At 43.1% G+C, this 25,667-nt stretch carries 29 protein-coding genes; 7 read left to right on the top strand and 22 right to left on the bottom strand.

Translation table 11 applies throughout. The features are described 5' to 3' along the window. Positions 1-2: 2 nt before the first annotated feature. The gene (locus tag G9X63_RS02565; protein ID WP_130895053.1) at positions 3-1,058 is read right to left on the bottom strand and encodes a sensor histidine kinase; all 1,056 of its coding nucleotides are present in this window, start codon (positions 1,056-1,058) and stop codon (positions 3-5) included. Positions 1,059-1,213: 155 nt separating this feature from the next. Here G9X63_RS02565 and G9X63_RS02560 point away from each other — a divergent pair, with 155 nt between their 5' ends. After that, positions 1,214-1,903 (top strand): hypothetical protein, encoded by a 690-nt coding sequence (locus tag G9X63_RS02560; RefSeq protein ID WP_252623964.1) that lies wholly within the window; start codon positions 1,214-1,216, stop codon positions 1,901-1,903. Positions 1,904-2,242: 339 nt separating this feature from the next. Here the strand turns inward: G9X63_RS02560 and G9X63_RS02555 are convergent, their stop codons facing one another. Genes G9X63_RS02555 through G9X63_RS02510 form a run of 10 tightly spaced genes read right to left on the bottom strand, consistent with a single transcriptional unit; the run spans position 2,243 to position 10,012 of the window. After that, positions 2,243-2,758 (bottom strand): NADH-quinone oxidoreductase subunit J family protein, encoded by a 516-nt coding sequence (locus G9X63_RS02555; protein ID WP_252623960.1) that lies wholly within the window; start codon positions 2,756-2,758, stop codon positions 2,243-2,245. Positions 2,759-2,764: 6 nt separating this feature from the next. Further along, the gene (locus G9X63_RS02550) at positions 2,765-3,283 is read right to left on the bottom strand and encodes a NuoI/complex I 23 kDa subunit family protein (RefSeq protein WP_130922897.1); all 519 of its coding nucleotides are present in this window, start codon (positions 3,281-3,283) and stop codon (positions 2,765-2,767) included. A gap of 4 nt (positions 3,284-3,287) precedes the next feature. Continuing rightward, positions 3,288-4,412 carry an NADH-quinone oxidoreductase subunit NuoH gene (gene nuoH, locus G9X63_RS02545; RefSeq protein WP_252623958.1) on the bottom strand — a complete coding sequence of 375 codons (1,125 nt, stop codon included), beginning with the start codon at positions 4,410-4,412 and terminating at the stop codon, positions 3,288-3,290. Next, positions 4,413-5,444, bottom strand: a complete 1,032-nt coding sequence (locus G9X63_RS02540; RefSeq protein WP_252623955.1) for an NADH-quinone oxidoreductase subunit G — start codon at positions 5,442-5,444, stop codon at positions 4,413-4,415. 20 nt (positions 5,445-5,464) lie between these two features. Next, the gene (gene nuoF / locus G9X63_RS02535) at positions 5,465-6,805 is read right to left on the bottom strand and encodes an NADH-quinone oxidoreductase subunit NuoF (protein WP_252623952.1); all 1,341 of its coding nucleotides are present in this window, start codon (positions 6,803-6,805) and stop codon (positions 5,465-5,467) included. Between the two features lie 8 nt (positions 6,806-6,813). Beyond that, positions 6,814-7,299 (bottom strand): NADH-quinone oxidoreductase subunit NuoE family protein, encoded by a 486-nt coding sequence (locus tag G9X63_RS02530; RefSeq protein ID WP_130895046.1) that lies wholly within the window; start codon positions 7,297-7,299, stop codon positions 6,814-6,816. Positions 7,300-7,302: 3 nt separating this feature from the next. Then, positions 7,303-8,538 (bottom strand): NADH-quinone oxidoreductase subunit D, encoded by a 1,236-nt coding sequence (locus G9X63_RS02525; protein WP_130922892.1) that lies wholly within the window; start codon positions 8,536-8,538, stop codon positions 7,303-7,305. A gap of 9 nt (positions 8,539-8,547) precedes the next feature. After that, positions 8,548-9,045, bottom strand: a complete 498-nt coding sequence (locus tag G9X63_RS02520; RefSeq protein WP_252623951.1) for an NADH-quinone oxidoreductase subunit C — start codon at positions 9,043-9,045, stop codon at positions 8,548-8,550. Between the two features lie 2 nt (positions 9,046-9,047). Beyond that, complete coding sequence (locus tag G9X63_RS02515) at positions 9,048-9,596, bottom strand: NADH-quinone oxidoreductase subunit B (protein WP_130895043.1); 549 nt, start codon at positions 9,594-9,596, stop codon at positions 9,048-9,050. A gap of 47 nt (positions 9,597-9,643) precedes the next feature. Then, positions 9,644-10,012 carry an NADH-quinone oxidoreductase subunit A gene (locus G9X63_RS02510; RefSeq protein ID WP_130895042.1) on the bottom strand — a complete coding sequence of 123 codons (369 nt, stop codon included), beginning with the start codon at positions 10,010-10,012 and terminating at the stop codon, positions 9,644-9,646. 153 nt (positions 10,013-10,165) lie between these two features. On the opposite strand from G9X63_RS02510, the gene guaB reads away from it, so the two are divergent. After that, positions 10,166-11,635 carry an IMP dehydrogenase gene (gene guaB / locus G9X63_RS02505; protein ID WP_130895041.1) on the top strand — a complete coding sequence of 490 codons (1,470 nt, stop codon included), beginning with the start codon at positions 10,166-10,168 and terminating at the stop codon, positions 11,633-11,635. A gap of 49 nt (positions 11,636-11,684) precedes the next feature. Here guaB and hemE read toward each other — a convergent pair whose 3' ends face one another. After that, positions 11,685-12,713 carry a uroporphyrinogen decarboxylase gene (hemE, locus tag G9X63_RS02500; RefSeq protein WP_252623950.1) on the bottom strand — a complete coding sequence of 343 codons (1,029 nt, stop codon included), beginning with the start codon at positions 12,711-12,713 and terminating at the stop codon, positions 11,685-11,687. 231 nt (positions 12,714-12,944) lie between these two features. On the opposite strand from hemE, the gene G9X63_RS02495 reads away from it, so the two are divergent. The 4 genes from G9X63_RS02495 (at position 12,945) to G9X63_RS02480 (ending at position 15,003) form a co-directional block, all read left to right on the top strand. After that, a complete protein-coding gene (locus G9X63_RS02495) occupies positions 12,945-13,295 on the top strand; it encodes a four helix bundle protein (protein WP_252623949.1) in 351 nt (116 codons plus the stop codon). A gap of 83 nt (positions 13,296-13,378) precedes the next feature. Then, positions 13,379-13,993, top strand: coding sequence for a ribosome biogenesis GTP-binding protein YihA/YsxC (gene yihA, locus G9X63_RS02490; RefSeq protein ID WP_130895311.1), 615 nt, complete (start codon positions 13,379-13,381; stop codon positions 13,991-13,993). 33 nt (positions 13,994-14,026) lie between these two features. Continuing rightward, positions 14,027-14,521, top strand: coding sequence for a DUF5606 family protein (locus G9X63_RS02485; RefSeq protein WP_130895038.1), 495 nt, complete (start codon positions 14,027-14,029; stop codon positions 14,519-14,521). Between the two features lie 5 nt (positions 14,522-14,526). Further along, positions 14,527-15,003 carry a GNAT family N-acetyltransferase gene (locus tag G9X63_RS02480; protein WP_130895037.1) on the top strand — a complete coding sequence of 159 codons (477 nt, stop codon included), beginning with the start codon at positions 14,527-14,529 and terminating at the stop codon, positions 15,001-15,003. Between the two features lie 50 nt (positions 15,004-15,053). On the opposite strand, the gene G9X63_RS02475 is transcribed toward G9X63_RS02480, so the two are convergent. The 10 genes from G9X63_RS02475 to G9X63_RS02430 form a co-directional block, all read right to left on the bottom strand. Next, complete coding sequence (locus G9X63_RS02475; RefSeq protein ID WP_269007260.1) at positions 15,054-15,377, bottom strand: c-type cytochrome; 324 nt, start codon at positions 15,375-15,377, stop codon at positions 15,054-15,056. Between the two features lie 63 nt (positions 15,378-15,440). Further along, on the bottom strand, positions 15,441-16,259 hold the full coding sequence (murQ, locus tag G9X63_RS02470; protein ID WP_252623948.1) for an N-acetylmuramic acid 6-phosphate etherase: 819 nt from the start codon (positions 16,257-16,259) through the stop codon (positions 15,441-15,443). A 1-nt stretch (position 16,260) separates the two neighbouring features. Next, positions 16,261-17,631, bottom strand: coding sequence for a dipeptidase (locus G9X63_RS02465; RefSeq protein WP_252623932.1), 1,371 nt, complete (start codon positions 17,629-17,631; stop codon positions 16,261-16,263). A gap of 20 nt (positions 17,632-17,651) precedes the next feature. Beyond that, complete coding sequence (plsY, locus tag G9X63_RS02460) at positions 17,652-18,296, bottom strand: glycerol-3-phosphate 1-O-acyltransferase PlsY (RefSeq protein ID WP_130895034.1); 645 nt, start codon at positions 18,294-18,296, stop codon at positions 17,652-17,654. 102 nt (positions 18,297-18,398) lie between these two features. Next, on the bottom strand, positions 18,399-20,918 hold the full coding sequence (locus G9X63_RS02455) for a DUF5686 and carboxypeptidase-like regulatory domain-containing protein (RefSeq protein ID WP_252623928.1): 2,520 nt from the start codon (positions 20,916-20,918) through the stop codon (positions 18,399-18,401). 56 nt (positions 20,919-20,974) lie between these two features. Continuing rightward, positions 20,975-21,574 carry an RdgB/HAM1 family non-canonical purine NTP pyrophosphatase gene (gene rdgB, locus G9X63_RS02450; RefSeq protein WP_252623926.1) on the bottom strand — a complete coding sequence of 200 codons (600 nt, stop codon included), beginning with the start codon at positions 21,572-21,574 and terminating at the stop codon, positions 20,975-20,977. Continuing rightward, the gene (locus tag G9X63_RS02445; protein ID WP_130922881.1) at positions 21,574-22,452 is read right to left on the bottom strand and encodes an FKBP-type peptidyl-prolyl cis-trans isomerase; all 879 of its coding nucleotides are present in this window, start codon (positions 22,450-22,452) and stop codon (positions 21,574-21,576) included. Before G9X63_RS02445 ends, rdgB begins: the two co-directional genes overlap by 1 nt. A gap of 2 nt (positions 22,453-22,454) precedes the next feature. After that, positions 22,455-23,300 carry an FKBP-type peptidyl-prolyl cis-trans isomerase gene (locus G9X63_RS02440; protein WP_252623910.1) on the bottom strand — a complete coding sequence of 282 codons (846 nt, stop codon included), beginning with the start codon at positions 23,298-23,300 and terminating at the stop codon, positions 22,455-22,457. Between the two features lie 4 nt (positions 23,301-23,304). Continuing rightward, positions 23,305-24,144, bottom strand: a complete 840-nt coding sequence (locus G9X63_RS02435) for an FKBP-type peptidyl-prolyl cis-trans isomerase (RefSeq protein ID WP_161566415.1) — start codon at positions 24,142-24,144, stop codon at positions 23,305-23,307. Between the two features lie 10 nt (positions 24,145-24,154). Further along, positions 24,155-25,243: a DHH family phosphoesterase gene (locus G9X63_RS02430; RefSeq protein WP_252623907.1), complete on the bottom strand. Its 1,089-nt coding sequence runs from the start codon at positions 25,241-25,243 to the stop codon at positions 24,155-24,157. A 10-nt stretch (positions 25,244-25,253) separates the two neighbouring features. Between G9X63_RS02430 and G9X63_RS02425 the strand changes: the two genes are divergently transcribed. Next, positions 25,254-25,664, top strand: a complete 411-nt coding sequence (locus G9X63_RS02425; protein WP_130895027.1) for a nucleoside-diphosphate kinase — start codon at positions 25,254-25,256, stop codon at positions 25,662-25,664. The last annotated feature ends 3 nt before the right edge of the window (positions 25,665-25,667 follow it).

Genomic DNA, 25,667 nt, shown 5'->3' with positions numbered 1-25,667 from the left:
TCTTATTTCAATGTTAAGTGTAGATCCACGGAGAAATTCACGTCGTCCTCTTCAATGACTAATTCGTGTTTTTTCGGATATAATAATTCCAGACGACGCTTCACATTCTTCAACCCAATTCCTGAACTAGGATCTTTAAAAACCTGTTCTTCTTTTCCCTTTTTATTCTTAACCTGAAAATGCAAACCGTGATCTGTCGTTTCTAGGGTAACATAGATAAACGGCTTATCCACTAAACCCACCCCATGTTTAACCGCATTTTCCACAAAAGGAATTAATAACATCGGCTCAATTAAATGACCTGCTCCATCGCCATTCACTTGGAATTTAAAATCGACATTCCCGTCAAATCGCATTTTTTGGAGATCAATATAATTCTCTAAATAAGCAAATTCATTAGTCAATGGAACCATTGTTTGGTCCGAATCATACAACATATAGCGCATCAAAGAAGACAAACGCATGGTTACATCTTCCGCTTTTTCTGAGGCTTTGGTCCTAATCAAATACACAATACTATTCAGGATATTAAAGATGAAATGCGGACTAATCTGAGAGCGCAAAAACGCTAACTCTGATTTCAACTGCTCATTTTTCTGTTCTTCCTTGTTCGCATCTTGCTCTAAAAACTCTAACAATAAACCATAAGCAGACGCAATCGCAGAAACCATGATGAGCGGGAAAGCGCCCAAAATCTCCGGTGCAGTACCATGCTCGTGTTCAAATTCTAAGAATAAGTGGTGGAACAACATTTGGACTAAAAAGAACGCCACATTTGTTAGTATTAAACTAGCAAAGAAGAACCAAATGCCTTTCTTTTTAAAAACAAAAGGAATCAAAAGTAGCGTAATCACATAGAACAACGGCATCACGGTAATCAGCTCCACCCAGATATGCTCGGAAAACTCTGGATTATCATGCGGATGCGGATGAGCTACTTCGTGCGTTTGGTGGACAGGACTTAACAAAGGCAAGCCTATCCACATTCCCCACAGAATCAGGTTAAACAATACCTGAAAGGTCCGCTTCGTTTTCCTAGAATTAATAGCCTGCCACATAGCACAAATGATTTTTACAAATCTAGCCAAATAAGTGGAATCCACCTGCGCCCCTTATCGATAGAATAGGAGCATTAATCTTCAAAAAAAGCCCATGTATCTAATTAGAAATATCGAAACGTTATAATTTGTACATTCGTAAAAAAATAAAAGACATGAAACATTCAATCCGCCTATTATTCTTATTGTTGATTGGCTTCCAATCCATTAACTATGCATTTGGCCAAGAAACAGTATTCAAAATAAAAAAAGACACTTCCTCTTCTTCCATGAAGACGCTTTTCAAACCGCACAAATTGACATCTTTTGGCGTATCCCTTCAATCCCAAATGCTTTTCGGCAAGGGAGGCCCAGAACGAGCCATGGGATTTCAAGTTCATTTGAACAACAAATTATCCCTAGGTATCGCTTCCTTTAATTCGAATCCACGCAATGATGACCCGAATCGCTATGCAGATGAACCACGCCGTCGATTTAACGCATTAACGATGGAAGTCACGCCAATGGCTAATAAGGTGTTTCATTTAAGTTTCCCTTTAGCCATTGGACGTATTCAGGAGGAAGCTCCGCTAATCAATTACCCTGCTTACCCTGGAACTGCCTATCAGCCTCTGCCCTACAGACAAGCCCATGATCGATTTAGTAACGGTCCACGAGCCCTAGGTGTGCAACCAGGTATAAACCTTGAAGTGAATCTTTTCAAATACGTAAAAGTGTTCGGTGGTGCTAATTACCGCTTCGCTTTTGGGGAAGAGAAAACAGACGGGATGGCAAAAGCAGCTGGTACGATTGGGGTGAAGGTGGGGGTTTTTGATTATCGCATTCGCTCCGCGAATGCTCACTAGATAATAGAGTAGAGATTATAGAGTATAGATTTAAAGCATAGAGCACAATTTAGATAATAGAGTAGAGAGTATAGATATAAAGCACAAAGAATAAAGCATAGAGTTGGAATCCGCTGCGCGTATACATTTATGTAATGCGCTACTAAATTCATTAAAAAAGGGGATCAAATTGATCCCCTTTTTTAATGCGAACTTTATACTTTATAGAGTATAGATAATAGAGTAGAGAGTAAAGATTTAAAGCATTTTCAAAAGTGATAGTTCGGTATAAAATTTAAGAAAATATCGCGAAGCGCATTTTCGAATTTTGTGCCGAAATAGCACGCATTTTTAAAATGCTTAAAAGTTTCGCTCCCCTGCTTCTCTCTTCCCCAAAAGAACCGCACCCACCATCGCCACAAAGAACAAGATAGATACCAGCTCGAAAGGCAATAAGTACTCAGAATACAAAACCTTACCAAGGTTCTCCACCATACCGGTTTGAGACACAAATCCATCCGCTAAAGGAGTCTGGAAGTTATTTTGACGCACTAAAGCGATTAAAACCACTAATAAAGAACCAGCGACCACTGAGCCCGCTAGCTTTGTTAGATTCGATTTTGATTCCGGTTGATTCTTGCGCAGATCAAACATCATGATCACGAATAGGAATAAAACCATGATAGCTCCCGCGTAAACGATGATATTCACCGCCATCAAGAACTGGGCATTTAACAGGACGTAGTGACCTGAGATGCAAAAGAAAGTAAACACCAAGTACAAGACTGAGTGAATCGGGTTCTTTGCTAGAACGACCATTAGGGCGCTTAGTAAAGTTAAACCTGAAAGAAAATACCAAATATTAGAAATCTCCATAAGAATTTATTTCCAGCCCTCACGCAAATAGCGTTGGTCCATTTTTTCAACTAATTTATCTTTCCCGTAAATCACCTCATCGCGGCTACTGAATACAGGAACCATTTGATCGTGGCGTAAGAAGATCGCCTCTTTAGGGCAAGCCTCCTCGCAAAGACCACAGAAAATGCAACGAAGCATGTTGATCTCGTATACTTTGGCATACTTCTCTTCGCGGTACAATTTCTCTTCACCCTTCTTGCGCTCCTCAGCGACCATAGAAATAGCCTCCGCTGGACAAGCCACGGCACAAAGACCACAAGCCGTGCAACGTTCTGCCCCCTGCTCATCCTTCTTCAAGATGTGGTGACCGCGGTAAATCGGCCCTAAATAACGCGTTTGCTCTGGGTAACGAATGGTCACCGGTTTAGAGAAAAAGTGCTTTAACGTGGTCGCCATACCCCCTACGATGGCAGGAAGATACATACGTTCCGCTAAAGTCATTTCGCCTTGCTCGACTACCTTCGATCGGTTACTTAATTTCATATCGCTATGCTAATTTTTTCTTCACAAATAATTGATCGTACACCACGATGCCCGCGATGAAAACGACCACTCCACCGATTCCAATTAGAATCTGTTGGTCTAATAAAATACCTAATCCGGTTACCACCACATTAAACATCGCTAACGGAATTAAGCCTGACCAGCCTAAGCCCATTAATTGATCGTAACGGAAACGGGGTAATGTCCAGCGCACCCACATAAAGATAAATACGAAGGCCAAAGCCTTTCCAATCAATGCGCCTGCTCCGATCAACGTCGCTGCCGTAGCGCCTAATTGAGCCGTTACAAAATCCACCCCTGGATAATCATATCCACCAAAATAAAGGGTCGCCATCACTGCTCCCGAAATAAACATGTTGATGTATTCCGCGAACAAATAGAAGCCTAATTTCATGGAAGAATATTCCGTATGGTATCCTCCGATTAATTCGGTCTCACACTCGGGTAAGTCAAATGGCGTACGGTTACATTCCGCGAAGGCACAAATCAAGAAGATGATAAAGCCCATCGGTTGATACAAGATGTTCCAGTGACCGTTTTGTTGCGCCTCCACAATTGCCTTCGTTGAAAGCGATCCGGTCATCATCAAAATCGCGATGATCGAAAGACCCATTGCTAATTCGTAGGAGATGTTTTGGGACGCTGCACGAATAGCGCCTAACAAAGAATACTTGTTATTAGATGCCCAACCACCGATCAAGATGCCATAAACACCTAAAGAAACAATACCGAATACCCATAAAATACCAATGTTCACATCGATACCTTGTAAGTCAAATGTTACATCTCCGATCGTCACTGTATCCCCAAAAGGAACCACCGCCGAAGTCATCAACGCCGTCAACATAGACAAACAAGGGCCCATAATGAACAACCACTTGTTAGAGTTAGCCGGAATGAAATCCTCCTTCATGAACATCTTTACCGCATCCGCTAGAGGCTGCAAAATCCCAAAGGGACCCGCTCTATCCGGTCCGATACGGTCTTGCATAAACGCCGCAATCTTACGCTCAAAATACGTTGAATAGGCTGCAATCCCCAAAGTGATCGCGAATACGATCCCAATGAAAGAAGCTTTGGCCAAAAATACTGAATCAAATAAGTCCATCTATTTCTTTTTAGATTTAGGTAAAGCAGGTTGAATGCCTAAAAAACTACGGTCACGATCATCATTGATTTGCTTGTAATCACGCGCCGCTTGTAACACTGGGAACGCTGGCTTAATCAAATTCGCACCATATTTATTCGCTGAGATTACTGAATGACGAGACACATTCGTCGGTCCTTCGATCACCCAATCAGCCGTCTTTTTCTTGTCAAAACGACAGCCATTACAAATGAAATCCGTTACCTCGCCCCACATGTTCTTGCGACCCGTCACGCGAATTACTTCCTCCCCTTTGTACCAGATCGTTGCTTTACCTGAGCATTTCTCACACTCGCAATGCGCATCTACTGGCTTCGAGAACCACACACGGCTCTTGAAACGATACGTTTTATCTGTCAATGCGCCCACCGGACACACATCAATCACGTTACCAGAGAAGTCGTTATCAATCGCCTTCTCGATGTAGGTACTGATTTCCGCGTGATCTCCGCGGTGCATCACCCCGTGAACACGGCCATCTGTGATTTGATCCGCTGTATACACACAACGGTAGCACAAGATGCAACGGTTCATGTTCAACTGAATGTTTGGACCTAAATCCGTGGGCTCAAACGTATTACGCTCTTCTACCGTACGCGTCGATGAAACACCGTGCTCGAACGAGAAATCTTGCAAGTGACATTCACCCGCTTGATCACACACTGGGCAATCCAATGGGTGATTTAATAACAAGAATTCCACGATGCCCTTGCGTGTTTCTAGCACGTCTTCGTTCACCGTATTTTCCACGATCATCCCGTCTTGAACGGCTGTAATGCAGGCTGGAACTAATTTAGGCATCGGACGAGGATCTTTTTCAGAACCCGCTGTCACCTTCACTAAACAAGCACGGCATTTTCCACCTGAACCCTTCAAAGGCTCATAATAGCACATAGCTGGCGGAGCAACCTCAGGCCCGATCATGCGAGCTGCCTGCATGATAGTGGTTCCTGGTTCTACCTCAAGGGTGATATTATCTATCGTAACTTTCATATTCGTTAATTTCTGCCAAATTATTTTGTCCAACTAGCCCCCTTGCGCATAAATACCGCGCCTGGTTTTGTCGCTAATTCTGGGTGTTCAATATGCCACTCAAACTCATCGCGGAAATGGCGAATCGCCGCAGCCACTGGCCAAGACGCCGCATCCCCTAATGGACAAATCGTATTTCCTTCAATTTTCTTCGCTACATCGACTAACAAATCGATGTCTTCTTTGCGGCCTTGACCGTGCTCGATGCGGTGCAATACTTTGTCCATCCAACCCGTTCCTTCACGGCATGGAGAACATTGTCCGCATGATTCGTGGTGGTAGAATTTCGCGAATGTTAAGGTGTTGTGAACGATACAAGCTGTCTCATCCATCACCACAAAACCACCTGAACCTAACATCGTACCGGTAGCAAAACCACCATCCGATAAAGATTCATAAGTCATCAAACGCTTCTCCCCTGCCGCTGTCGTTAAGATTAACTCCGCTGGCAAGATCGGCACAGACGAACCTCCGGCTACGACTGCTTTTAATTTATGTCCATCGCGAATACCGCCGCACCATTCATCTGAATAGATGAAATCTTCGACCGTAATTCCTAATGGGATCTCGTAAACACCTGGTTTTTTGATGTGACCAGACGCGGAGATTAATTTCGTTCCTGTACTACGTCCTACTCCAATCGCCGCATAGGCATCGCCACCGTTGTTAACGATCCACGAAGTGGCTGCGATAGATTCTACGTTATTCACTACCGTAGGACATTGCCATAAACCTTTCACCGCTGGAAAAGGTGGCTTATTACGAGGATTACCTCGTTTACCTTCTAAGGATTCTAATAATGCAGTTTCTTCTCCGCAGATATAAGCTCCACCACCAGGCTGAACAAATAGATCAAGATCGTAACCTGAACCTAAGATATTCTTTCCTAATAATCCTTTATCGTACGCCTCTTGAATCGCTTTTTCTAAAATAGCAATCACATACATTAACTCACCACGCACGTAGATGTACGAGGTATTTGCTCCTAATGCAAACGAAGAAACAATCATTCCTTCGATTAAGGTATGTGGGGATTTCCACATCAAATAGTGATCCTTGAACGTACCAGGCTCTGATTCGTCCGCATTGCACACTAAATAACGAGGCACACCCTCAGGCTTTGCCAAAAATGACCACTTCATACCTACCGGGAAACCTGCGCCTCCACGGCCACGAAGACCTGACTTTTTCACCTCTTCCGTGACCTCGTCAGGGGTCATTTTTTTAATCGCTTTTTGGACCGCTGAATACCCACCATGCTTCATGAACACGTCAATGGTGTCAATGTTAGGTACGTCTATATGTTCGGTTAATATCTTCATCCTAGGCCTTATTTGCTCAGTTCATCTATAATTTCATCCACTTTCTCTTTCGTTAAGTGCATGTAGTATTTTTCGCGGATTTGGAAAACAGGACCCCATCCGCAAGCGGCTAAACACTCCACTTCTTTGATGGTAAACTTGCCATCCTTCGTCGTTTCGCCGGTATTAATTTTCAAACGTTTCTTCAAGTGATCGTATACTTCCACGCCACCCATTAAGCAACAAGGGCCTGTACGGCAATACTCAATCACGTGCTCTCCTACCGGTTCTAAATGGAACATCGTATAGAAAGACGCCACCTCGTATACCTCAATCGAGCTGATAGAAAGTAGCGACGCTACATAATCCATCACCTCCGGAGAGCACCACTTCCACTCCGCTTGCGCTAAGTGAAGAATAGGCAACAAGGCCGACTTCTGCTTTCCATCCGGATAGCGGGCGATAATTTTTTTCACTAATTCCAGCGTTTCTGCTGGGAAAACAATCTTGCTCATGTCTTATGTATCTAACTCTCCTGCAATTACGTTCATCGATGACATCGTTACGATCGCATCTGAAAGGGTGGTTCCCTTGATCATCTCTGGGAAAGCCTGGTAATATATAAATCCGGGACGACGGAATTTCAAACGGTAGGGTGTACGACCTCCGTCAGAAACTAAATGGAAACCTAATTCCCCGTTTCCGCCTTCTACTGAGTGATAAACCTCACCTACCGGAGCATCGATCTCTCCCATCACAATTTTGAAGTGGTAGATCAAGGCCTCCATGTTTTGGTAGACGTCTTGTTTTTTTGGTAAATAATAGTGTGGTGCATCTGCGTGATAAGCTCCTTCCGGAAGGTTATCCATCGCTTGTTGGATGATGCGTAAACTTTGCCACATCTCCTCTTCACGCACTAAGAAACGATCATACGTATCACCTTTCGTTCCTACTGGTACATCGAATTCGAAATCTTCATACGAAGAATACGGGTTCATGGCACGAACATCATAATCGACACCTGCAGCACGCAGGTTAGGACCTGTAAATCCGTAGTTCAAAGCGCGTTCGGCAGAAATCCCGCCCACGTTTTGGGTACGGTCCATGAAGATACGGTTACGCATCACCATGCCTTCGAATTCCTTCAAAGCCGCTGGTAGTTCTTTTAATAATTTTTGGATTTTTTCGATCGCTACAGGCGTAAAATCACGCTCCATACCGCCAAAACGACCCATATTCGTCGTCAGACGTGCACCGCACATCTCCTCGTAAATCTCGTAGATAAACTCTCGCCATTGGTATACATACAAGAAACCCGTTAAGGCTCCGGTATCTACCGCTAGGATGGAATTACACACAATGTGATCCGTTAGACGGGCAAGTTCCATCATGATCACACGCATGTACTGCGCGCGCTTGGGAACTTCGATGCCTAACAATTTCTCTACCGTCATGTGCCAGCCCATATTATTAATAGGAGCTGAACAATAGTTCATGCGGTCTGTTAACGTCGTGATTTGATAGAAAGGACGACGTTCTGCGATTTTCTCAAAGGCCCGGTGGATATAACCCACCGTTTGCTCCGCGTCTACGATGGTTTCTCCGTCCATCGTTAAGATGTTTTGGAAGATACCGTGTGTCGCTGGGTGCGTAGGACCTAAGTTTAACGTAGATAATTCATTCACATAAGGTCCCCCTTTTTGTGTTTTATCTAATCCTACATTAGGGCTGTTTACTAAAGCTATTTCAGACATGTCTATTTATTATCGTCCAAACAATTCATCAATCTTATCGTGACGCGTCGCATCCTCTAACGGATATTCTTTACGCATCGGGTGGTAATCCATCTCGTCCATATTCAGGATACGGGTCAAATTAGGGTGACCTTCAAAGATGATGCCATAAAAATCAAACGCTTCGCGCTCCATCCAGTTTGCCGTAGCAAAAAGGCCGGTGATCGTAGGGAAAGTAGGCGCTTCGATAGGCGCATAAGCCTTAATCCAAAGACGTACGTTGTTTTCCAAAGAATGTAAGTGGTAAATCACTCCCAATTCCTGACCTTTCGCGTCTGGAAAATGAATTCCCGCTAAATCCGTCAAAAATTGAAACTTAAATACCGGGTGTGCATACAAGAAGTGAATCATTGGAACGATATTTTCTACCGCCGTAGTCACCTGCAAAATGCCGTGTGACTCACCTACTCCATACACTCCCTCTTCGCCAAACTGCGCCTGAAGCGCTTCGATTATCTGATCGTTCATACTTATTCGATTCCGTAAGAAGCTAATAAAGCCTTGTATTCTGGCTCATTTCTTCTACGCGTAGTTTCATTTTTCGCTAATTCTTGGATCTGCATAAAGCCATCCAAAATTTGCTCCGGACGTGGCGGGCAACCTGGTACATATACGTCCACTGGGATAATACGATCAATTCCTTGCAGAACAGAATACGTATCAAAAATACCGCCAGAACAAGCACAAGCCCCTACCGATAATACCCAACGTGGCTCAGCCATTTGGAGATATACCTGTTTTACAACCGGTGCCATTTTCTTAGAGATGGTTCCCATCACCATCAAAACGTCCGCTTGACGGGCAGAGAAACTTAAACGCTCCGCACCAAAACGACCGATATCATAATGAGATGCCATCGTAGACATAAACTCAATACCGCAGCAAGAAGTAGCGAATGGTAGTGGCCAAAGTGAATTAGCGCGCGCTAAACCCACTAAACTATCTAATGACGTAGCGAAAAAACCCGCTCCCTCTACTCCTGGAGGCGCTTCAGCCACTTGAACTGTTGAATTACTCATATCTTAATTATCTGTTGAATATATAAACTTTGGCAAGGCCAATATGTTTATTTTTCCCACTTTAAAATTCCTTTTTTCAATACGTACAAGAAACCCACTAAAAGTAAGCCCATGAATACGAGCATATCATAGAAACCGTTCCAAGACAATTGTTTGAAATTAACCGCCCAAGGATACATAAAGACGATTTCTATGTCAAATAGCACAAAAAGAATGGCTACCAAAAAATACTTCACTGAGATAGGCGTACGCGCATCTCCGATCGACTCAATTCCACATTCGAAGGCGTCATCTTTCTTTTTAGAATGTCTTTTAGGACCTAATGTGTGAGTGGCTACCATCGTAGCGACGATAAATGCCAAAGCAGCTGCTAGCTGAACAAAAATCGGAAGGAAATCCTGAGGTTGATAGTTCATTACGAAGGCTTAAAAATTCAAGCCGCAATTTACAGCTAAAAATCTAAATCTAGGAGAAAATTTCAGAAAAGGATTGAATTATTTCAGAAATTTCATGTAATTTTGTCCTGCAAATAAGGGCACTCATTCAACACCCGGTTCAAATTATTTGCTATGCTTGATTCCACTAAATTTCTTTTTGAAGCCTTAACGTACGACGACGTACTTTTGCTTCCCGCTTATTCCGAGGTTTTACCCCGTGAAGTAAGTACTTCCTCTCGCCTTACGCGCAACATTTGGTTAAATATTCCGATTGTTTCCGCAGCGATGGACACCGTTACGGAAGCTGATTTAGCCATCGCTTTAGCGCAAGAAGGTGGCATCGGGATCATCCACAAGAACATGACGATTGCACAACAAGCCGCTCAAGTTCGCAAGGTGAAGCGCTCTGAGTCAGGCATGATCATCGATCCGGTGACCTTGAAAGACAACTCCACTTTAGGAGATGCTCAACGCATCATGAAGGAATTCAAGATCGGTGGTATCCCGGTGATCGATAATGATGGAAAATTAGTGGGCATTTTGACGAATCGTGATTTACGTTTCCAAAAACAAACTGCTCGTCCCGTGAGAGAGATCATGACGAAGGACAATTTGATTACGGCCAAAGAAGGAATCAGCATGGAAGAGGCCGAAAGCATTTTGCAAGAATACAAAATCGAAAAATTACCGATCATCGATAAGAACGGGAAGTTGATCGGATTAATTACTTATAAAGATATATTGAAGCGCAAGTCACACCCTTTGGCATCGAAAGATCCACTAGGCCGTCTTCGCGTAGGTGCTGCCGTAGGTGTAACACCGGATTTATTAGACCGCGTGCAAGCCTTAGTGCAAGTGGGTGTAGACGTTATCAGTATTGATACCGCGCACGGTCACTCGAAAGGCGTCATCGATGCCTTGAAATCAGTCAAGAAAGCATTCCCTACCTTGGATGTAATTGTTGGTAACATCGCCACAGGCGAAGCAGCCGTTGCGTTAGCGGAAGCGGGAGCGGATGCAGTTAAAGTGGGTGTAGGCCCAGGTAGTATTTGCACGACGCGTATCATCGCGGGTGTGGGTATGCCTCAATTGACGGCGGTGTATGAAGCGGCCAAAGCTTTACAAAAATATGATGTCCCAGTCATTGCTGACGGAGGTATTCGCTATTCAGGGGATGTGGCCAAAGCCATCGCAGGCGGCGCCAGTACCGTCATGATCGGTTCTCTTCTTGCTGGAACAGACGAAGCACCAGGTGAGATGATCATTTTGGAAGGACGTAAATTCAAATCATACCGCGGAATGGGCTCCTTAGAGGCTATGGAAGACGGATCGAAAGACCGTTACTTCCAAGACGCGGAAGACGATATCAAAAAATTAGTTCCAGAAGGAATCGTAGGTCGCGTACCGTTTAAAGGTTCGGTGACAGAGATCTTGTACCAAATGGTCGGTGGACTAAAAGCCGGCATGGGCTACTGCGGAGCTTCATCCATCGAAGCGATGCAACAAGCGAAGTTCGTGAAAATCACTTCAGCCGGTGTGAAAGAAAGTCACCCACACGATGTGAGCATCTCGAAAGAAGCGCCTAACTATTCTGCGAAATAAGATTTTCGCTTATTCATAAAAAAAGCCTCGTTCATCGCGAGGCTTTTTTTTATTTATAGTTCTGAATCGTATCCACAAAACACTGGACCTTATCAGGATCAATGTCCGGATAAACCCCATGACCTAAGTTCGCAATGTAGCGTTGCGTCCCAAATTGATCAATCATCTTCTTAGTCTCCGCTTCTACCGTCTTGAAGTCACCATATAAGGCACAAGGATCTAAATTCCCTTGCAAAGTCTTGCTAGGACCTACTAATCTACGCGATTCTGCGATATCCATATTCCAGTCTAAGCCAATCGTCGCACAATTAAGTGTCGCCATTTCCTCGCGAGCGAAGAATGCTCCTTTGGCAAAAAGCGTCACCGGAACCTCCGTCACCGCATCACAAATTTGCTTTAAATAAGGAGTTGAAAACACCGAATATTGCGCAGGCGACAAAATCCCCGCCCATGAATCAAAAATCTGAACTAAATTAGCCCCAGCCGCGACCTGTGCTTTCAAATACGAAATCGTGGAATCCGTAATCTTTTGCAACAAAGCATGCGCTAACTCAGGCTCAGCATATAACATCTTTTTGGCCTGCGAAAACGTCTTCGACCCTTTCCCCTCGACCATATAACAGAAAATCGTAAACGGCGCGCCGGCAAAACCAATCAAAGGCACCTTACCAGCCAACTCCTTCTTCACAATCTTAATCGCATCTAACACATACTTCAAATCCTGTTCCGGATTTGCATCCCGAATCTTCGCCAAATCCGCTTTCGACCGAATCACCTCTGGAAAAACCGGACCCTTCTGCTCCTCCATCACATAGGGCAAACCCATCGCCTCCGGTACCACTAAAATATCCGAAAAGATAATCGCCGCATCCACCCCAAAACGTGTCACCGGCTGAATCGTCACCTCCGCCGCCATTTCTGGATGCGTCGCTAGACCAATGAAGGAACCCGCTTTCGCGCGCACCGCTCTATACTCAGGTAAAATCCTCCCCGCCTGACGCATCACCCAAACCGGGATTCGCTCCACAGGCAGACCCTGCGCGGCACGAAGAAGAAGATCGTTTTGTAGTTTTTCCATAAGCACACAAAGGTAAGGCAAAATGCGGGTTAAGGCAAGGGGGAGGCAGTAGTCAGTATCCAGTGGTCAGTATCCAGTAGTCAGTATCCAGTGGTCAGTAATCGGTATCCAGTAGTCAGTGTCCAGTAGTCAGTAATCGGTAAGATGATAAAAATTCATAATTATCAGTTGACAAATTTTTAGTTCTACTCCATTTGGGTTTATTGGGAATCCTTTAACCACTAAATTTTTATGAAAGTTAGAAAATTTGAAGAATTAATTGTTTGGCAAAAATCAATAGAGATAGCCGTTGAGCTTTATAAACACTTTGATAGACATCCCGATTTCGGATTCACAAATCAAATAAAAAGGGCGTCCATTTCAATTTCAAACAATATCGCTGAGGGTTTTGAAAGAAATTCTAATAAAGATTTTAATCGGTTTTTATATTTTGCCAAAGGCTCTTCGAGTGAAGTTAAATCAATGTTGATTTTGGGAAATCGATTAGGTTATTTATCTGATGTAGAAATGAAATACTATTATTATCAAATTGACGAAATAGGAAAAATGCTTTATAAACTTTCTATCTCCCTCCCAATTTAACCCAGATTACTGGATACTGACTACTGATTACTGTTTACTGCCCACTATTTTCCTTACCTTTGTCCCTCATCATCACCCGCCCCATGGCTCAAATTAACGCGAAATTCGTTACCAGTAACACCGACTTTAAGAATTGCCCTCCGGCAAGATTTCCTGAATTTGCCTTTATTGGCCGTTCGAATGTGGGAAAATCATCCTTGATAAATTCGCTGACCTTTCATAAAGGTTTAGCTAAAACATCGCAAACACCGGGAAAAACGCAATTGATTAATCACTTCATTATTGATGAGAAGTGGTATTTAGTGGATTTACCGGGTTATGGTTTTGCCAAAGTCAGCAAGGAAAAAAGGAAGGAATTTGAGAAAATGATCTTTGATTATTTAATCCATCGGGAGAATTTGACTTGCTTGTTTGTGTTAGTGGATATTCGTTTGAAGCCTCAGGCGGTGGATATCGAGTTCATGAGCCGAATGGTAGAGGATGAGATTCCGTTTTATATCGTGTTTACGAAAGCAGATAAGCTATCTCAAAAGCAAGTGAACGAAAGTGTGGACGTCTACAAAAACTTCCTATTAGAAATGTGGGATGAATTACCTCCTTTGTTTATTACCTCGGCGGAAAAGCACGTAGGACGTGAGGAAATTTTGAAGTCAATCGATGAATTAATTCAAACTTCCCCATACAGAATAGGGAAATAGTACTAATTTTGCCCCCATAACAAGCGAAAAAACATGGATTTATTGAATGAAGTTGCCCATATCTCGGGAAAAAGTGGATTGTATAAAGTGTTAAAACCTACGCGCACGGGTGTGATTGTGGAGACTTTGGACGCTGCGAAACAAAAATCAGTCGTAGGAGGCCAAACACGTATTTCTGTGTTAAAGGACATCTCTTTATACTTAGATGATCACCAAGATAGCACTTTACCGTTAGCCGATTTGTTTTTACAAATCCACGCAAAATTCAATGGAGTTTTACCTATCGAAGCAAAAAAAGCGAATGATGCTGAATTATTTAGCACCTTAGCTACCGTAGTTCCTAACTACGATACAGACCGCGTATTCGCGTCAGACATCAAAAAAATTTTAAGTTGGTATTTGATTTTGGTAGCCAATACACCTGAATTATTCCCAGCAGCTGCAAAAGCTGAAAAAGCACCTAAAGCAGAGAAAGCACCAGTTGAGAAAGCTGAGAAAAAACCAGCTGCGAAGAAAGCCACAAAATAATCAGCATGCAGATTCGGCCTATTGAATCCACAGACAATGAAGCACTGGCGAAGGTAATTCGAACAGCATTGGCGGAATTTGGGGCGAACAAACCTGGAACGGTCTATTTTGACCCCACCACAGATGCCTTATTTGAATTATTCCAAACACCGGGCTCTTATTATTTTGTAGCGATAAACGAGAACAAAGTGGTAGGCGGTTGCGGTATCTTTCCTACGGAAAATTTGCCCAATGGAACCTGCGAACTGGTTAAGTTGTATGTTTCGAAAGATGCCAGGGGCATAGGATTAGGAAAGCAATTGATGGAGCAATCTATGAGCTGGGCAAAAGAAAATGGCTATACGCAGGTATACTTAGAATCAATGCCAGAATTAGCGAAAGCGGTTTCGATCTACGAAAAGGTGGGTTTCAAAGCACTCGATCATCCATTAGGAAACAGCGGACATGATGGATGTGATATTTGGATGTTGAAAACCTTGTAAATAAAAAAGCCCTTGATTTGATCAAGGGCTTTTTTTATGCTTTCATTGACTTATTTCAATGAGTTAATATACTTAGCTAATTTTACAGCATCTTCTTTAGGCACATTCATGGGTGCCATTGGAGGGTAACCTGGCCAGTTAGAAGGCTGTGGCTTTGCAATTAAAGCAACAATTTTATCTACTGAATATTTCTTCTTAGCGACATCTTTATAAGCTGGACCTACTAAACGGGCATCTACTTTATGACAAGCGAAGCAAGTATATTTAGTCATTAAGGGCTTGATGTCTGCTGGAAAATCTTCTGCTTTTGCTTGAAAGCTAAAAGCCATTGTTCCGAACACGAACGTTAAAATAAGTTTAGATACGTTTTTCATACGAGGTATTTGATTATTAATTCTACAAATTAAGCGATTAAAGCGTTATTATCCCAATTTATTTTACTGAATTGCATCCACCGCGTTTCTCACGCTGCCGTGTTTTTCTAAAAGTTCGGCTGCCACCTCATCACTCACCCCCGTCGCCTCTCGAACCATCCGAATCGCACGCAACACTAACTTGTGGTTACTTAACTGCATATCTACCATTTTATTACCTCTGACGCGGCCTAATTGGATCATAACAGCAGTGGATAACATATTTAAAACAAGTTTTTGGGCCGTACCCGATTTCATTCGAGTGCTTCCTGTGACATATTCAGGACCTACCACTACCTCTACCGGGAATTTAGCTTCTGCTGCTACTGCGCTTCCTGCGTTGCAAACAATGCAGCCCGTTAGGATACCCCGTGCGTTTGCATCGCGTAGCCCGCCGATAACATAAGGAGTTCTGCCTGAAGCCGCTATTCCTATCACGGTATCTAGCGAATTGATTCCATAAGCCTCCATGTCTAGCCAAGCTTGTTTTTCATCATCTTCCGCATTTTCTACCGCCTTTCGAATGGCAGAATCACCACCGGCAATTAAACCAATTACCCAATCGTGAGGAACGCCATACGTTGGTGGACATTCCGAGGCATCGACCACCCCAAGTCGTCCAGAAGTTCCCGCCCCAATGTAAAATAGACGACCACCTTGCTTCATACGCTGAACGATTTCATGCACTAAAGCTTCGATCGAAGGAATGACCTTTTCGACAGCAAAAGGGACTGTTTTGTCCTCAGCGTTGATTTGACGCAAGATCGTATCGACCGTTTGCTGCTCTAAATTTTCATAAGTAGAGGCTGATTCCGTTGCTAAAACACTTAAATTTTCGGCCATATTATTTTGATAATGCTGCAAAGTTTTGAAAGAAATGGGGAATCGTTTCGATGCCTTTATAAAAGTTAAAAAGGCCGTAATGCTCATTAGGCGAATGAATTGCGTCTGAATCTAGGCCAAAACCCATCAAAATCGACTTAACACCTAATTCTTTCTCAAATAAGGCCACAATAGGAATACTTCCTCCTCCACGCGTAGGCACGGGCTCTTTGCCAAAAGTAGTCGCCATCGCATCCGATGCCGCTTTAAAAGCAATACTATCCGTAGGCATTAAATAGCCCTCTCCCCCATGGTGAGCCATCACTTTTACCTTAACCCCTTTAGGCGCAATCGCCTTAAAGTGCTCTGTAAACAAACGCGTAATTTCTGCAGAGGATTGGTTAGGCACTAAGCGCATGGAAATTTTAGCATACGCTTTAGAAGGCAAAACCGTCTTAGCTCCCTCACCGGTATAACCGCCCCAAATTCCATTTACGTCTAGTGTTGGACGAATGGAGGCACGTTCTAAGGTGGTGTACCCTTTTTCCCCGTGCACGGTGTCGATGCCTAAATCTTTTTGGTAAGCATCTAAATCAAAAGGGGTCTGCGCCATGGCTGCTCTGTCCGCCGCACTTACTTCCATTACTCCATCGTAAAAACCAGGGATAGTGATGTGATTGAATTCATCGTGCATCGATGAAATCATTTGGCATAAAATAGTAATCGGATTCGCCACCGCTCCCCCGTAGACTCCGGAGTGCAAATCACGGTTAGGCCCCTGCACTTCCACTTCCATATAACTCAAACCGCGTAATCCCACATCAATCGAAGGAATGTCATTCGCAATAATGGCGGTGTCCGATATCAAAATCACATCCGCCTTCAACAGGTCTTTATTTGCCGCGACAAAATTTCCCAGATTATCAGATCCCAATTCCTCTTCGCCTTCGATCATAAACTTGACATTACAAGGCAAATTTTCCGTAGCAAGCATGGCTTCAAAAGCTTTCAGATGCATAAAAACCTGCCCTTTATCGTCACAAGCACCACGCGCATAAATCACTTCGTTCTTAATGACAGGCTCAAAGGGAGGATTATCCCAAAGTTCCAAAGGATCCGCCGGCTGTACATCATAATGGCCATAGACTAACACGGTAGGTGCAGCTGGATCCACCATTTTTTCTCCATAAACAATCGGATACCCCGGTGTTTCTTCTAATCGAACGTGATCAGCTCCCGCTGCGCGCAAATTCGCTGCTACCCATTCCGCGGCCTTGCGTACATCTCCAGCATAAGCCGAATCCGCAGAAACAGAAGGAATACGTAATAAGTCTAATAGCTCCGCTAGAAACCGATCCTTGTGAGCGGCAATAAATTCGTGTGTTGATTGCATAATAAATGAAGATATAAAGGCTATAAACGTCCTTTTCGAGGGATAAGATACATCCGATTTTCCGTACCTGAAATGATTCGACCGATATTTTTACGGTGCGTAAAAATCACTAAGAAAGAAATAATGAATCCAAAATAAATCAAAATAGGTAATTCCTTCCCGAATACCTCGAACTGTAGTAATAGAGGGAAGACTACGGAAGTGACCATAGAACCTAAGGACACGTAATGCGAAATCGCGAATACTAACAAAAATACCAGACTACTGACACATGCTGCCTGCGGATGTAAGGCAATGACCATCCCTAAAGTGGTTGCAACTCCCTTACCTCCTTTAAAATCACAAAAAACGGGAAGTAGATGGCCTATTATAGCTAAGAAACCAAACAAAATCTTCAGTGTCACACACGTCTGCCAATCCACTAGGTTGAAAGAATACAACACCGTGGCTAAACTAGCCGCAGCAAAACCCTTAAATGCATCCACAAAAAGAACGAAGCAACCTGCTTTTTTTCCTAACACACGAAAAGTGTTCGTGGCCCCAGCATTACCACTTCCATGCTGGCGAATATCCATTCCATGGTAACGATCCCCATACCAAATTGCCGTAGGGATAGACCCTAACAGGTAACTTAATAATGACAAGCCCACGAGAATAAATAGCATAATAGAATGGTTGTAACCTTGTAAATATAGGGCGTCGAGTTTACGAAATCAAATACATTAAAAACATTCTTGAAATGTTTAAACTTTCGTCTTTGTAATGTTCTAAAACGAGAAATTAACGGAAGCCATTAACCTAAATCGCTGTGGATTTCCATGATCTAAATAAGTCAAACGATGAAAGGCTTGAACGCGTAAAATTTTGAAAATATTGTCAATACCATAACCCACCTCCGCAAATGGTTTGTTGGGATCTAGTGAATCAAACGAATATTGATCTAAGAATTTAGAGCGTAACGGACTATTCACATCCTTCATCATTTCTCGATTTGCCGAGCGCTGACTACCCATTAAGATATTTCCAGAGGCAATAAAACGCCATTTTAGTTTCTTAATTAAAGGTAATCGATTAAATAGCAGCCCTTCAAAATTATGATTGTATTGAATCGAAGCATATTGATCACTCACAAATTCAAAATAATTCATCGTAGAATAGGCGGACCGCACAAAAAAGAATGTTTCGTTTCCCAAATGTGGAAATAAAAGCGGCGCAGGCAAATTAGATGGCGTGTAGCCCGCGGTAAAGGTATAATCAGAACGGCCTAAGTTGCCTATGCGGAAGGTTTGGTAGGCTTTTAAGGTTACCCGGTCATAGGTGAAATCGCCGCCTAAAAAGCCTTTGAATCCGTGTTGGTATTTCAAGGTAATCACAGGAATTCGTTTCGTAGCTAAGGTAATCCGCTCATTGCCATTCATGATATAGGTCTCGTTTTTCGCAAAACGCAATTCCACTGTTGCAAAAGTCTCTTGGTAATAATCCTGAACTGCGGAGGCCCGCCCTAATTCAGGATTTAAACGGTATTGAAAACGGAATAAAGGATCAAAAGAACGCGTATTCAAGGAAGTCCTTACCGTTAGACCTTTGTAAAATTCCGATGAAAAAAAGGCTTCTGATTCGCGTCGAAAGAAAGCACCCGAAAATGCACCCCAACGGGTGAACGAATAGAACAATTTATTATCCCCTATGAGCTCAGGCGTTAGACCCACTCGCTCGATATCGTAAGAGTGCCGCAGGCCCGCTACTGTCCATTTCTTTTTAGAGAAGAGGTAATTTACTTCTGCGGAATATTTAGGCACTAGATCTTTCGTCCCAAAACCTACATTTCCTCTTAAAATCCAATGCTTATCAAAATTTGCATTCGTCCTAAAACCTAAACGAAAACGCGCTCCTTCGATTTTATTCAGTGCAAAACTAGAAATATAAGGACCTACTTCGATGTCATTGAACTTCTTGTATCCGCTTAAAACAAGCTCTGCAATTTCGATGTAGGTTCGAACTACTGGTAAATTTTGGACAGAATCGATGAGTGCTGAGGCCATCAGATCCTGGGTGCTTAGTGGTTCATGCCGGGCATATTTCCAAAACTCCGGATTAGGCTGCATCGCATCTTCAGCCACCTCTGTCGTCAAATCATAGAAACCTAGTTCATGCGGTTGATTGACGATAAAATCCTTGTTAGAAATATACATCTTCAAGAGCATCCCGGCACTACCCTTCGTGATTTCTTCTAAATCAATCAAGAATCGAGTTCGAGCCGGCAACCACGCTCCTGAACTAGTTTGTTCTAGTTCTTGGGAGATTTTAATCTTATCGATAAAATTTAAATTAGCGGCTTTATCCACCGCAGCATCGATTTGTACTAAGGCGAAAGAGGTTGTATCGATCCACATTTGGCCTCTAAAGACCAGGTCCATCGGATTCTTAGGATCAAAGTCCATCTGATAACATACGTGCCCATCCACATTGACTGTATCCCCCAGGAAGTACGTATAATTTCCTTTCCAATTTTCACCGACCGGACTTGCAAAGTCCTTACCAAAAAAGCCGACGAAATTTTGATAAAAATTATAATTCGCGACTAAATTACCCCCCACAAGCTGAGAAATCAAGGAACCATCCTTCACCCCTATACCCTTGATATTCGTCTTCGTGATCGTCTCCTTTTTTCGCTGTGGATTCTCTAAGTAATAAAATTTACCCACAGACTCAGATATATACGTCGGAATAATAAGCTTTCCATCCTCCCCAGCTATTTTCTCAAATTTCTGAATGGCTTGCGCAATATCCTTCATCACCTTGCGCTCTTTAAACTTCTCGGAGATATTGTCCACATCCAGCTCCATCTTCGCATACGAATCATATTCGTAGGCAGATAGCTTCGAACGATCATTTTTTTCGCGGTTGCGAATGACACCGCGCAAGATTTTGAAGGCTGGATTTTCGCCTGAATACACAATCACCTCCGCCATTTCGCGGCCCGTAGGCTCTAATTGAAAATCTACTTCTTGTAATTTAGCCCCTCGCGTAATTTTCTTAACCCGTTTTTTATAACCCACGAAGGAGGCAAAAAGACTATCGGCTGAGTATTTTGAATTAAGTGTAAACTCCCCTTGAAAGTTGGTGGTGGCACCTTGGCTAACGCCCACTAGACCTACAGAAGCAAATGGAATAGGATCCCCGTTCTTTGCGTCGGTAACCCTACCTTTGATCAAAAATTGACCTTCAGAGGTAAAAACCGTACAGTACATGAAAAAAGCCAGCAATAGGCTGAATTTCAATTTCATCGAGGAGTTTTTTGATTGCAAACGTTACAAAAATAGCAAGCTAAGCGAATAATTCGCTATTCGTCGGCACATTTCTGTGTTTCGTCTAAGAAGTTTTTGAATTTCTCCAAAGCACGCGCCCGATGGGCGATCAAATTCTTCTCTGCCAAAGTCATTTCAGCAAAGGTACGGGGCTCTTTTTCAGGCTGAAAGATAGGATCATACCCAAAACCTGACTCGCCCCTAGGAGCTTCTACAATCGTACCTTGTATCTCCCCTTCAAAAGAAAAATAATTTTGTGTATCGAAATAGGTTAAGACCGTTACAAAGCGCGCACGGCGATTCGTGAAATCCTTCAGGTTTTTTAAAAGTAATTGAAGATTGGCTTGATCATCTTTCGGTTCGCCTGCATAGCGGGCAGAGTAGACTCCTGGAGCCCCATGAAGTGCTTCTACTTCAAGTCCTGAATCGTCTGCTAGGCAAGAAACTTGGAATTTTTCGGCGATATAACGCGCCTTTTGAAGCGAATTTTCCGTTAACGTGGTGCCCGTTTCAGGGATTTCTTCCGTGAGCGCTAAAGTACTCAAATCACGCACGGTAAATTGCTCCTGTAACAAGGCACTAAGTTCTTCTACTTTGTGCTTGTTTTGGGTGGCTAGATAGAGAATTGGAAGCATTATTGGGCTGAAACTACTTCGATTTCAAAATACAAAGGAGAATACCCAGGAATGGTTGAATTTCCGGAAACACCATAAGCGATGGTATAAGGAAGAATGGCTTTGCCTTTTTCTCCCACCTTTAACTTAAGGGCAGCCTCTTCAAATCCTGCAATCAATTGACCCGCTCCGGCCGTGAACGTTAAAGTACCTGAACCGAATTTAGAATCGTAAACCACTTTATTCGTGGCATCTGTTTGAATATACCCATAACCTAAACGGCCCGTGTAATTCACTTTAACTAATTGCCCAGTAAGAATAGCTGCTCCAGCCGGATTTTCTAGCGTCTTTTGAAAGACTAAACCAGACGTTGTTTTCTCGGGTGCAGAAAAACCGTATAGCGTTTGCATCGAGGTGATTTGATCCGCTGGGCTCTGAATGGAAACGACCTCTACCTCTGCCTTAATAACAGCATAAGCAGGTACATTCCCGAATGTATTCGCCCCAAAAGCTAAGGAAGACGGCAACAAAAAGGTGCCTTTATCTCCTGCTTTCATAAACGATACTGGTAACGTGAATAAACTTTGGGATACACCGAAAACGATGGATTTAGACTGGCTAGCCACCTTCGAGGTAGAGTCAACGAAAGTCCCATCTAGTAAGGACAATTTATAGTGTAATGTCACCAAATCTGCCACTGATGGAGTGGAAGTTGTAGCGGTGGATGTAATGGAATAGTACATGCCATCTGCCGTGCGTTGGTAGGTCAGATTACGCTGTTTTAAATAGTTTTGAATATCTGCATTATTCTTTGCAACCTCCTGCTCTACTGGATTCTCCACCGAGCAACCTGAAATAGCTAGCGCTAACGCGAAAAATAAAACCAAATACTTACTCATGCTTATTCAATTTTAGCCACGTAAATCTCAAAACTTAGGGGAGTATAACCTGGAATACTGCTATTTCCATTCACTCCATACCCTAAAGCGGATGGGAAAACGATCACCGCTTTCTCGCCTAAACGCATCTTCTCAATCCCCATTTGGAAACCGGGAACCGTTTGCGTTCCTCCGATGGTAACGCTCAAACTGTCTGTGCGTGCCATGTTACCATCAAACGCTTTAGAACTTAAAAAACGTCCTGTGTATTTAATCTTGACTACCTTTCCTTGAGCGGGAATCTCACCTGTTCCAGCCTGCAATCGAATATACCGAAGGCCATCTGCCTGCGTGTCCGTAACAGTGTACCCATTACGAGCAATAAACTCCCGAATAAGGTCTTCTTGTGTGCGCACTACGTAGGACTTAATTTTCACCTTCATGGGCGTGTAGGCAGGCAAATCCGGAAAGGACTGCGCAGTTCCTGGAATCACTAAGGTCGCCTGCTCTCCTTCACGAAGGGCCGTAAACAAAGAAACGAACACTGGATTTCCATTTCCATAGCGTAAAAAATAAGGAGAATTAGTCGCCCGATTCGTACTATCTAAGACCTTACCTGTCGCCAGGTTAGAGAACTCATAATGTACATAGAGCGAATCGCCCTTCGTCGCTAATTCCCCTGATGGATTCGATTTAGTTACGAAATAATAGCCTCCATCTGATAGAGAAGATGGGCTTTGATTTTGACCAGCAAAATAGGCTAAAATCTGTGTTTCATTTTCTTTCGCCTTCACATCATCCTCTAATGCAATATCAGAGAGACAAGAAAACGTAAAAAAGGCAATAAATAGGAATCCGAAAATTTTCATTCAATTATTTCTTAGACAATACTTCTAATTCAAATACTAAAATAGCATTTGCAGGGATACGTGGAGCAGCACCTTGCGCGCCATAGCCTAACGCCGATGGAATCACAAACGTACCTTTTCCTCCTTTTTTCAATAACATTAATGCTTCGTTGAAGCCTGGAACTAATTGACCTACTGGAGGCATCGCAACACCTGCACCTTTGTCAAATTCTTTTCCATCTAAAAATGTTCCGATGTAGTTCACTTCCCAAGACTCGCCCATTTTAGGACCTTCGCCCACACCTGGATTCGAAATAGAAGCATATAAACCGGTAGATGTCTTCGTGAATTTCTTGCCTGAGTTCGCTACATACGCTTCGATTAATTTCGCGTCTTTACCTGTTTGCTCTGCTGATAATTTCGTCATCTCTTTTTCGAATTCTGCACGAGATTGAGATTTCTTAATCTTAACGATGAAACGAACGTCTGTTCCACGCTTTAAGAACGGAGGAACCGGTTGGTTTGCATCTTTGAATAAACTATCCACTGGAACGAAGATGGTTGCGCTATCTCCTACAGCTAATAAACGTAAACCGTTCTCAAAAGAACCTTTAAATGCACCTGCAGGCGCTGCTGGAGGAACTAAATCTTGTAATGGCTTGCCTTCTTTGCGTGAATCTTTGATGGTAGAATCGGCATCGTTTTTAATCACTAAATCAAACGTAATGATATCTCCTTCTTTTAATTTAGCGGCGCTATCATCATGTTCGTGTTTTTGGATTTTAACTCCGTCTACTACTTCGACATTGTTACACGAAGCTAGTGCCATTGCCGCTACTAAAATTACTGCTAGTTGTTTACGCATGATTTTGATTTTATACATTTTTAACTCGATTTATTTCAGAAAGATACAAAGGTAACACTTCCATTAGTTTTTTCTTCGCCTCCACTAAACTTCCCCCAGAAAAACGTCCACCGGAGGCATTTTTATGCCCGCCACCTTCAAAGTATTTCGAAGCAAATTCGTTCACGGCAAAAGGTTCGATAGATCTAAAAGATAGCTTTACGCCATCTGGACGCTCAATCATCAAGATGGACCACACACAGCCGGTGATTTGCAAACCGTAATTCACGATTCCTTCTGTGTCCCCTGCTTGAGAATTAAATTTTGTTAAATCCTCTGCCGTGATCCACATGAAAGCTAGGTGATACTCGGGTAGGTAGTCCATTCTTTGGCCTAACACATGACCAATAAACTTCAACCGATCGATACTAGATGAATCAAATACCTTGCGATGCACCTCGTTTGTATTCACCCCTAAATTAATCAAGGCTGCCACCACCGTGTGCACATGAGCGGTCGTATTCGGGTGACGAAAAGAGCCTGTGTCGGTCATAATACCCGAATACAAGCAAGAACCGATGGCTGGATCGAGTAGATTTTCATCGCCCCACTCCAGGATTAAATCATAAATTAATTCACAGGTCGACGCCGCAATCGTGCGGTGGTAATAATAATCGCCAAAGTCTTCCGGATCCAAGTGGTGATCTATCACCACCTTTTTTGCCCGCGACTTGCGCACTAAAGGAGCCATGTTGTGCAACCTTTGAATGCCCGAGAAATCCAAACAGAAAATAAAATCAGCTTCCTCGACCAGCGCATCGATTTGCACCTTATGAAGTAGCTCATCATACGTTAAAATATCCGCTGCTCCCGGCATCCATTTTAGGTTAGCAGACAAGGCTGATGGAACCGCTACCGTCGCTTGAATACCTTTTTTGGCCAAATATCCTTGAAAAGCAAGAGTCGAACCAATCGCATCCGAATCCGGATTATAATGGGCAGTGATCACAGCTTTCGTGCCGGGAATAAGGTGGGATTTTAACTCAGAGATGGAGGTCATAAAATGGGATGGCCAGAAATAAATTTGGGCGAACGCAAAGTTAGAGATAAATTTGTTCAAAATTATACCCATGTCAACAAATAGAACTTTCACTATGATTAAACCGGATGCGGTCGCAGACGGTCACACAGGTCCCATCATTCAACAAATTGAAAAAGCAGGCTATAAAATTATTGCCATCACGAAATTAAAGATGAGCCCCGAGCAAGCGGGTCAATTTTATGCCGTTCACAGTGAGCGCCCTTTCTATAAAAGCCTTTGCGACTACATGTCGAAGAGCGAGATTATTCCGATGATTTTGGAGAAAGAAAATGCCGTAGAAGATTTTCGCACGTTGATAGGATCCACAAATCCAGCAGATGCAGCGGAAGGAACTATTCGTAAGCAATTTGCCAAATCTCTGGAGGCTAATGCCATCCACGGATCAGATTCTGATGAGAATGCAGCCATCGAAGGTGCGTTCTTCTTCCCAGGCGTTTAAATC

Origin of the sequence: Aquirufa antheringensis, assembly GCF_023921165.1 — a bacterium.
Taxonomy (GTDB): Bacteria; Bacteroidota; Bacteroidia; order Cytophagales; family Spirosomataceae; genus Aquirufa; species Aquirufa antheringensis.
The sequence above is the reverse complement of the archived record's forward strand: the minus strand, read 5'-3'. Positions and strand labels throughout refer to the sequence as shown.

Excerpts from the sequence above, each read along its gene's own strand:
- G9X63_RS02495 (WP_252623949.1), top strand. The coding sequence starts at position 12,945 with ATGAAAGTTAGAAAATTTGAAGAATTAATTGTTTGGCAAAAATCAATA.
- yihA (WP_130895311.1), top strand. The coding sequence starts at position 13,379 with ATGGCTCAAATTAACGCGAAATTCGTTACCAGTAACACCGACTTTAAG.
- G9X63_RS02440 (WP_252623910.1), bottom strand. The coding sequence starts at position 23,300 with ATGAAAATTTTCGGATTCCTATTTATTGCCTTTTTTACGTTTTCTTGT.
- G9X63_RS02480 (WP_130895037.1), top strand. The coding sequence starts at position 14,527 with ATGCAGATTCGGCCTATTGAATCCACAGACAATGAAGCACTGGCGAAG.
- G9X63_RS02515 (WP_130895043.1), bottom strand. The coding sequence starts at position 9,596 with ATGAGTAATTCAACAGTTCAAGTGGCTGAAGCGCCTCCAGGAGTAGAG.
- G9X63_RS02555 (WP_252623960.1), bottom strand. The coding sequence starts at position 2,758 with ATGGAGATTTCTAATATTTGGTATTTTCTTTCAGGTTTAACTTTACTA.
- nuoH (WP_252623958.1), bottom strand. The coding sequence starts at position 4,412 with ATGGACTTATTTGATTCAGTATTTTTGGCCAAAGCTTCTTTCATTGGG.
- G9X63_RS02565 (WP_130895053.1), bottom strand. The coding sequence starts at position 1,058 with ATGTGGCAGGCTATTAATTCTAGGAAAACGAAGCGGACCTTTCAGGTA.
- plsY (WP_130895034.1), bottom strand. The coding sequence starts at position 18,296 with ATGCTATTTATTCTCGTGGGCTTGTCATTATTAAGTTACCTGTTAGGG.
- G9X63_RS02550 (WP_130922897.1), bottom strand. The coding sequence starts at position 3,283 with ATGAAATTAAGTAACCGATCGAAGGTAGTCGAGCAAGGCGAAATGACT.
- G9X63_RS02425 (WP_130895027.1), top strand. The coding sequence starts at position 25,254 with ATGTCAACAAATAGAACTTTCACTATGATTAAACCGGATGCGGTCGCA.
- G9X63_RS02525 (WP_130922892.1), bottom strand. The coding sequence starts at position 8,538 with ATGTCTGAAATAGCTTTAGTAAACAGCCCTAATGTAGGATTAGATAAA.
- G9X63_RS02445 (WP_130922881.1), bottom strand. The coding sequence starts at position 22,452 with ATGAGTAAGTATTTGGTTTTATTTTTCGCGTTAGCGCTAGCTATTTCA.
- G9X63_RS02530 (WP_130895046.1), bottom strand. The coding sequence starts at position 7,299 with ATGAGCAAGATTGTTTTCCCAGCAGAAACGCTGGAATTAGTGAAAAAA.
- murQ (WP_252623948.1), bottom strand. The coding sequence starts at position 16,259 with ATGGCCGAAAATTTAAGTGTTTTAGCAACGGAATCAGCCTCTACTTAT.
- G9X63_RS02485 (WP_130895038.1), top strand. The coding sequence starts at position 14,027 with ATGGATTTATTGAATGAAGTTGCCCATATCTCGGGAAAAAGTGGATTG.
- G9X63_RS02520 (WP_252623951.1), bottom strand. The coding sequence starts at position 9,045 with ATGAACGATCAGATAATCGAAGCGCTTCAGGCGCAGTTTGGCGAAGAG.
- guaB (WP_130895041.1), top strand. The coding sequence starts at position 10,166 with ATGCTTGATTCCACTAAATTTCTTTTTGAAGCCTTAACGTACGACGAC.
- G9X63_RS02435 (WP_161566415.1), bottom strand. The coding sequence starts at position 24,144 with ATGCGTAAACAACTAGCAGTAATTTTAGTAGCGGCAATGGCACTAGCT.
- G9X63_RS02475 (WP_269007260.1), bottom strand. The coding sequence starts at position 15,377 with ATGAAAAACGTATCTAAACTTATTTTAACGTTCGTGTTCGGAACAATG.
- rdgB (WP_252623926.1), bottom strand. The coding sequence starts at position 21,574 with ATGCTTCCAATTCTCTATCTAGCCACCCAAAACAAGCACAAAGTAGAA.
- G9X63_RS02455 (WP_252623928.1), bottom strand. The coding sequence starts at position 20,918 with ATGAAATTGAAATTCAGCCTATTGCTGGCTTTTTTCATGTACTGTACG.
- nuoF (WP_252623952.1), bottom strand. The coding sequence starts at position 6,805 with ATGAAGATATTAACCGAACATATAGACGTACCTAACATTGACACCATT.
- G9X63_RS02510 (WP_130895042.1), bottom strand. The coding sequence starts at position 10,012 with ATGAACTATCAACCTCAGGATTTCCTTCCGATTTTTGTTCAGCTAGCA.
- G9X63_RS02560 (WP_252623964.1), top strand. The coding sequence starts at position 1,214 with ATGAAACATTCAATCCGCCTATTATTCTTATTGTTGATTGGCTTCCAA.
- hemE (WP_252623950.1), bottom strand. The coding sequence starts at position 12,713 with ATGGAAAAACTACAAAACGATCTTCTTCTTCGTGCCGCGCAGGGTCTG.
- G9X63_RS02540 (WP_252623955.1), bottom strand. The coding sequence starts at position 5,444 with ATGAAAGTTACGATAGATAATATCACCCTTGAGGTAGAACCAGGAACC.
- G9X63_RS02465 (WP_252623932.1), bottom strand. The coding sequence starts at position 17,631 with ATGCAATCAACACACGAATTTATTGCCGCTCACAAGGATCGGTTTCTA.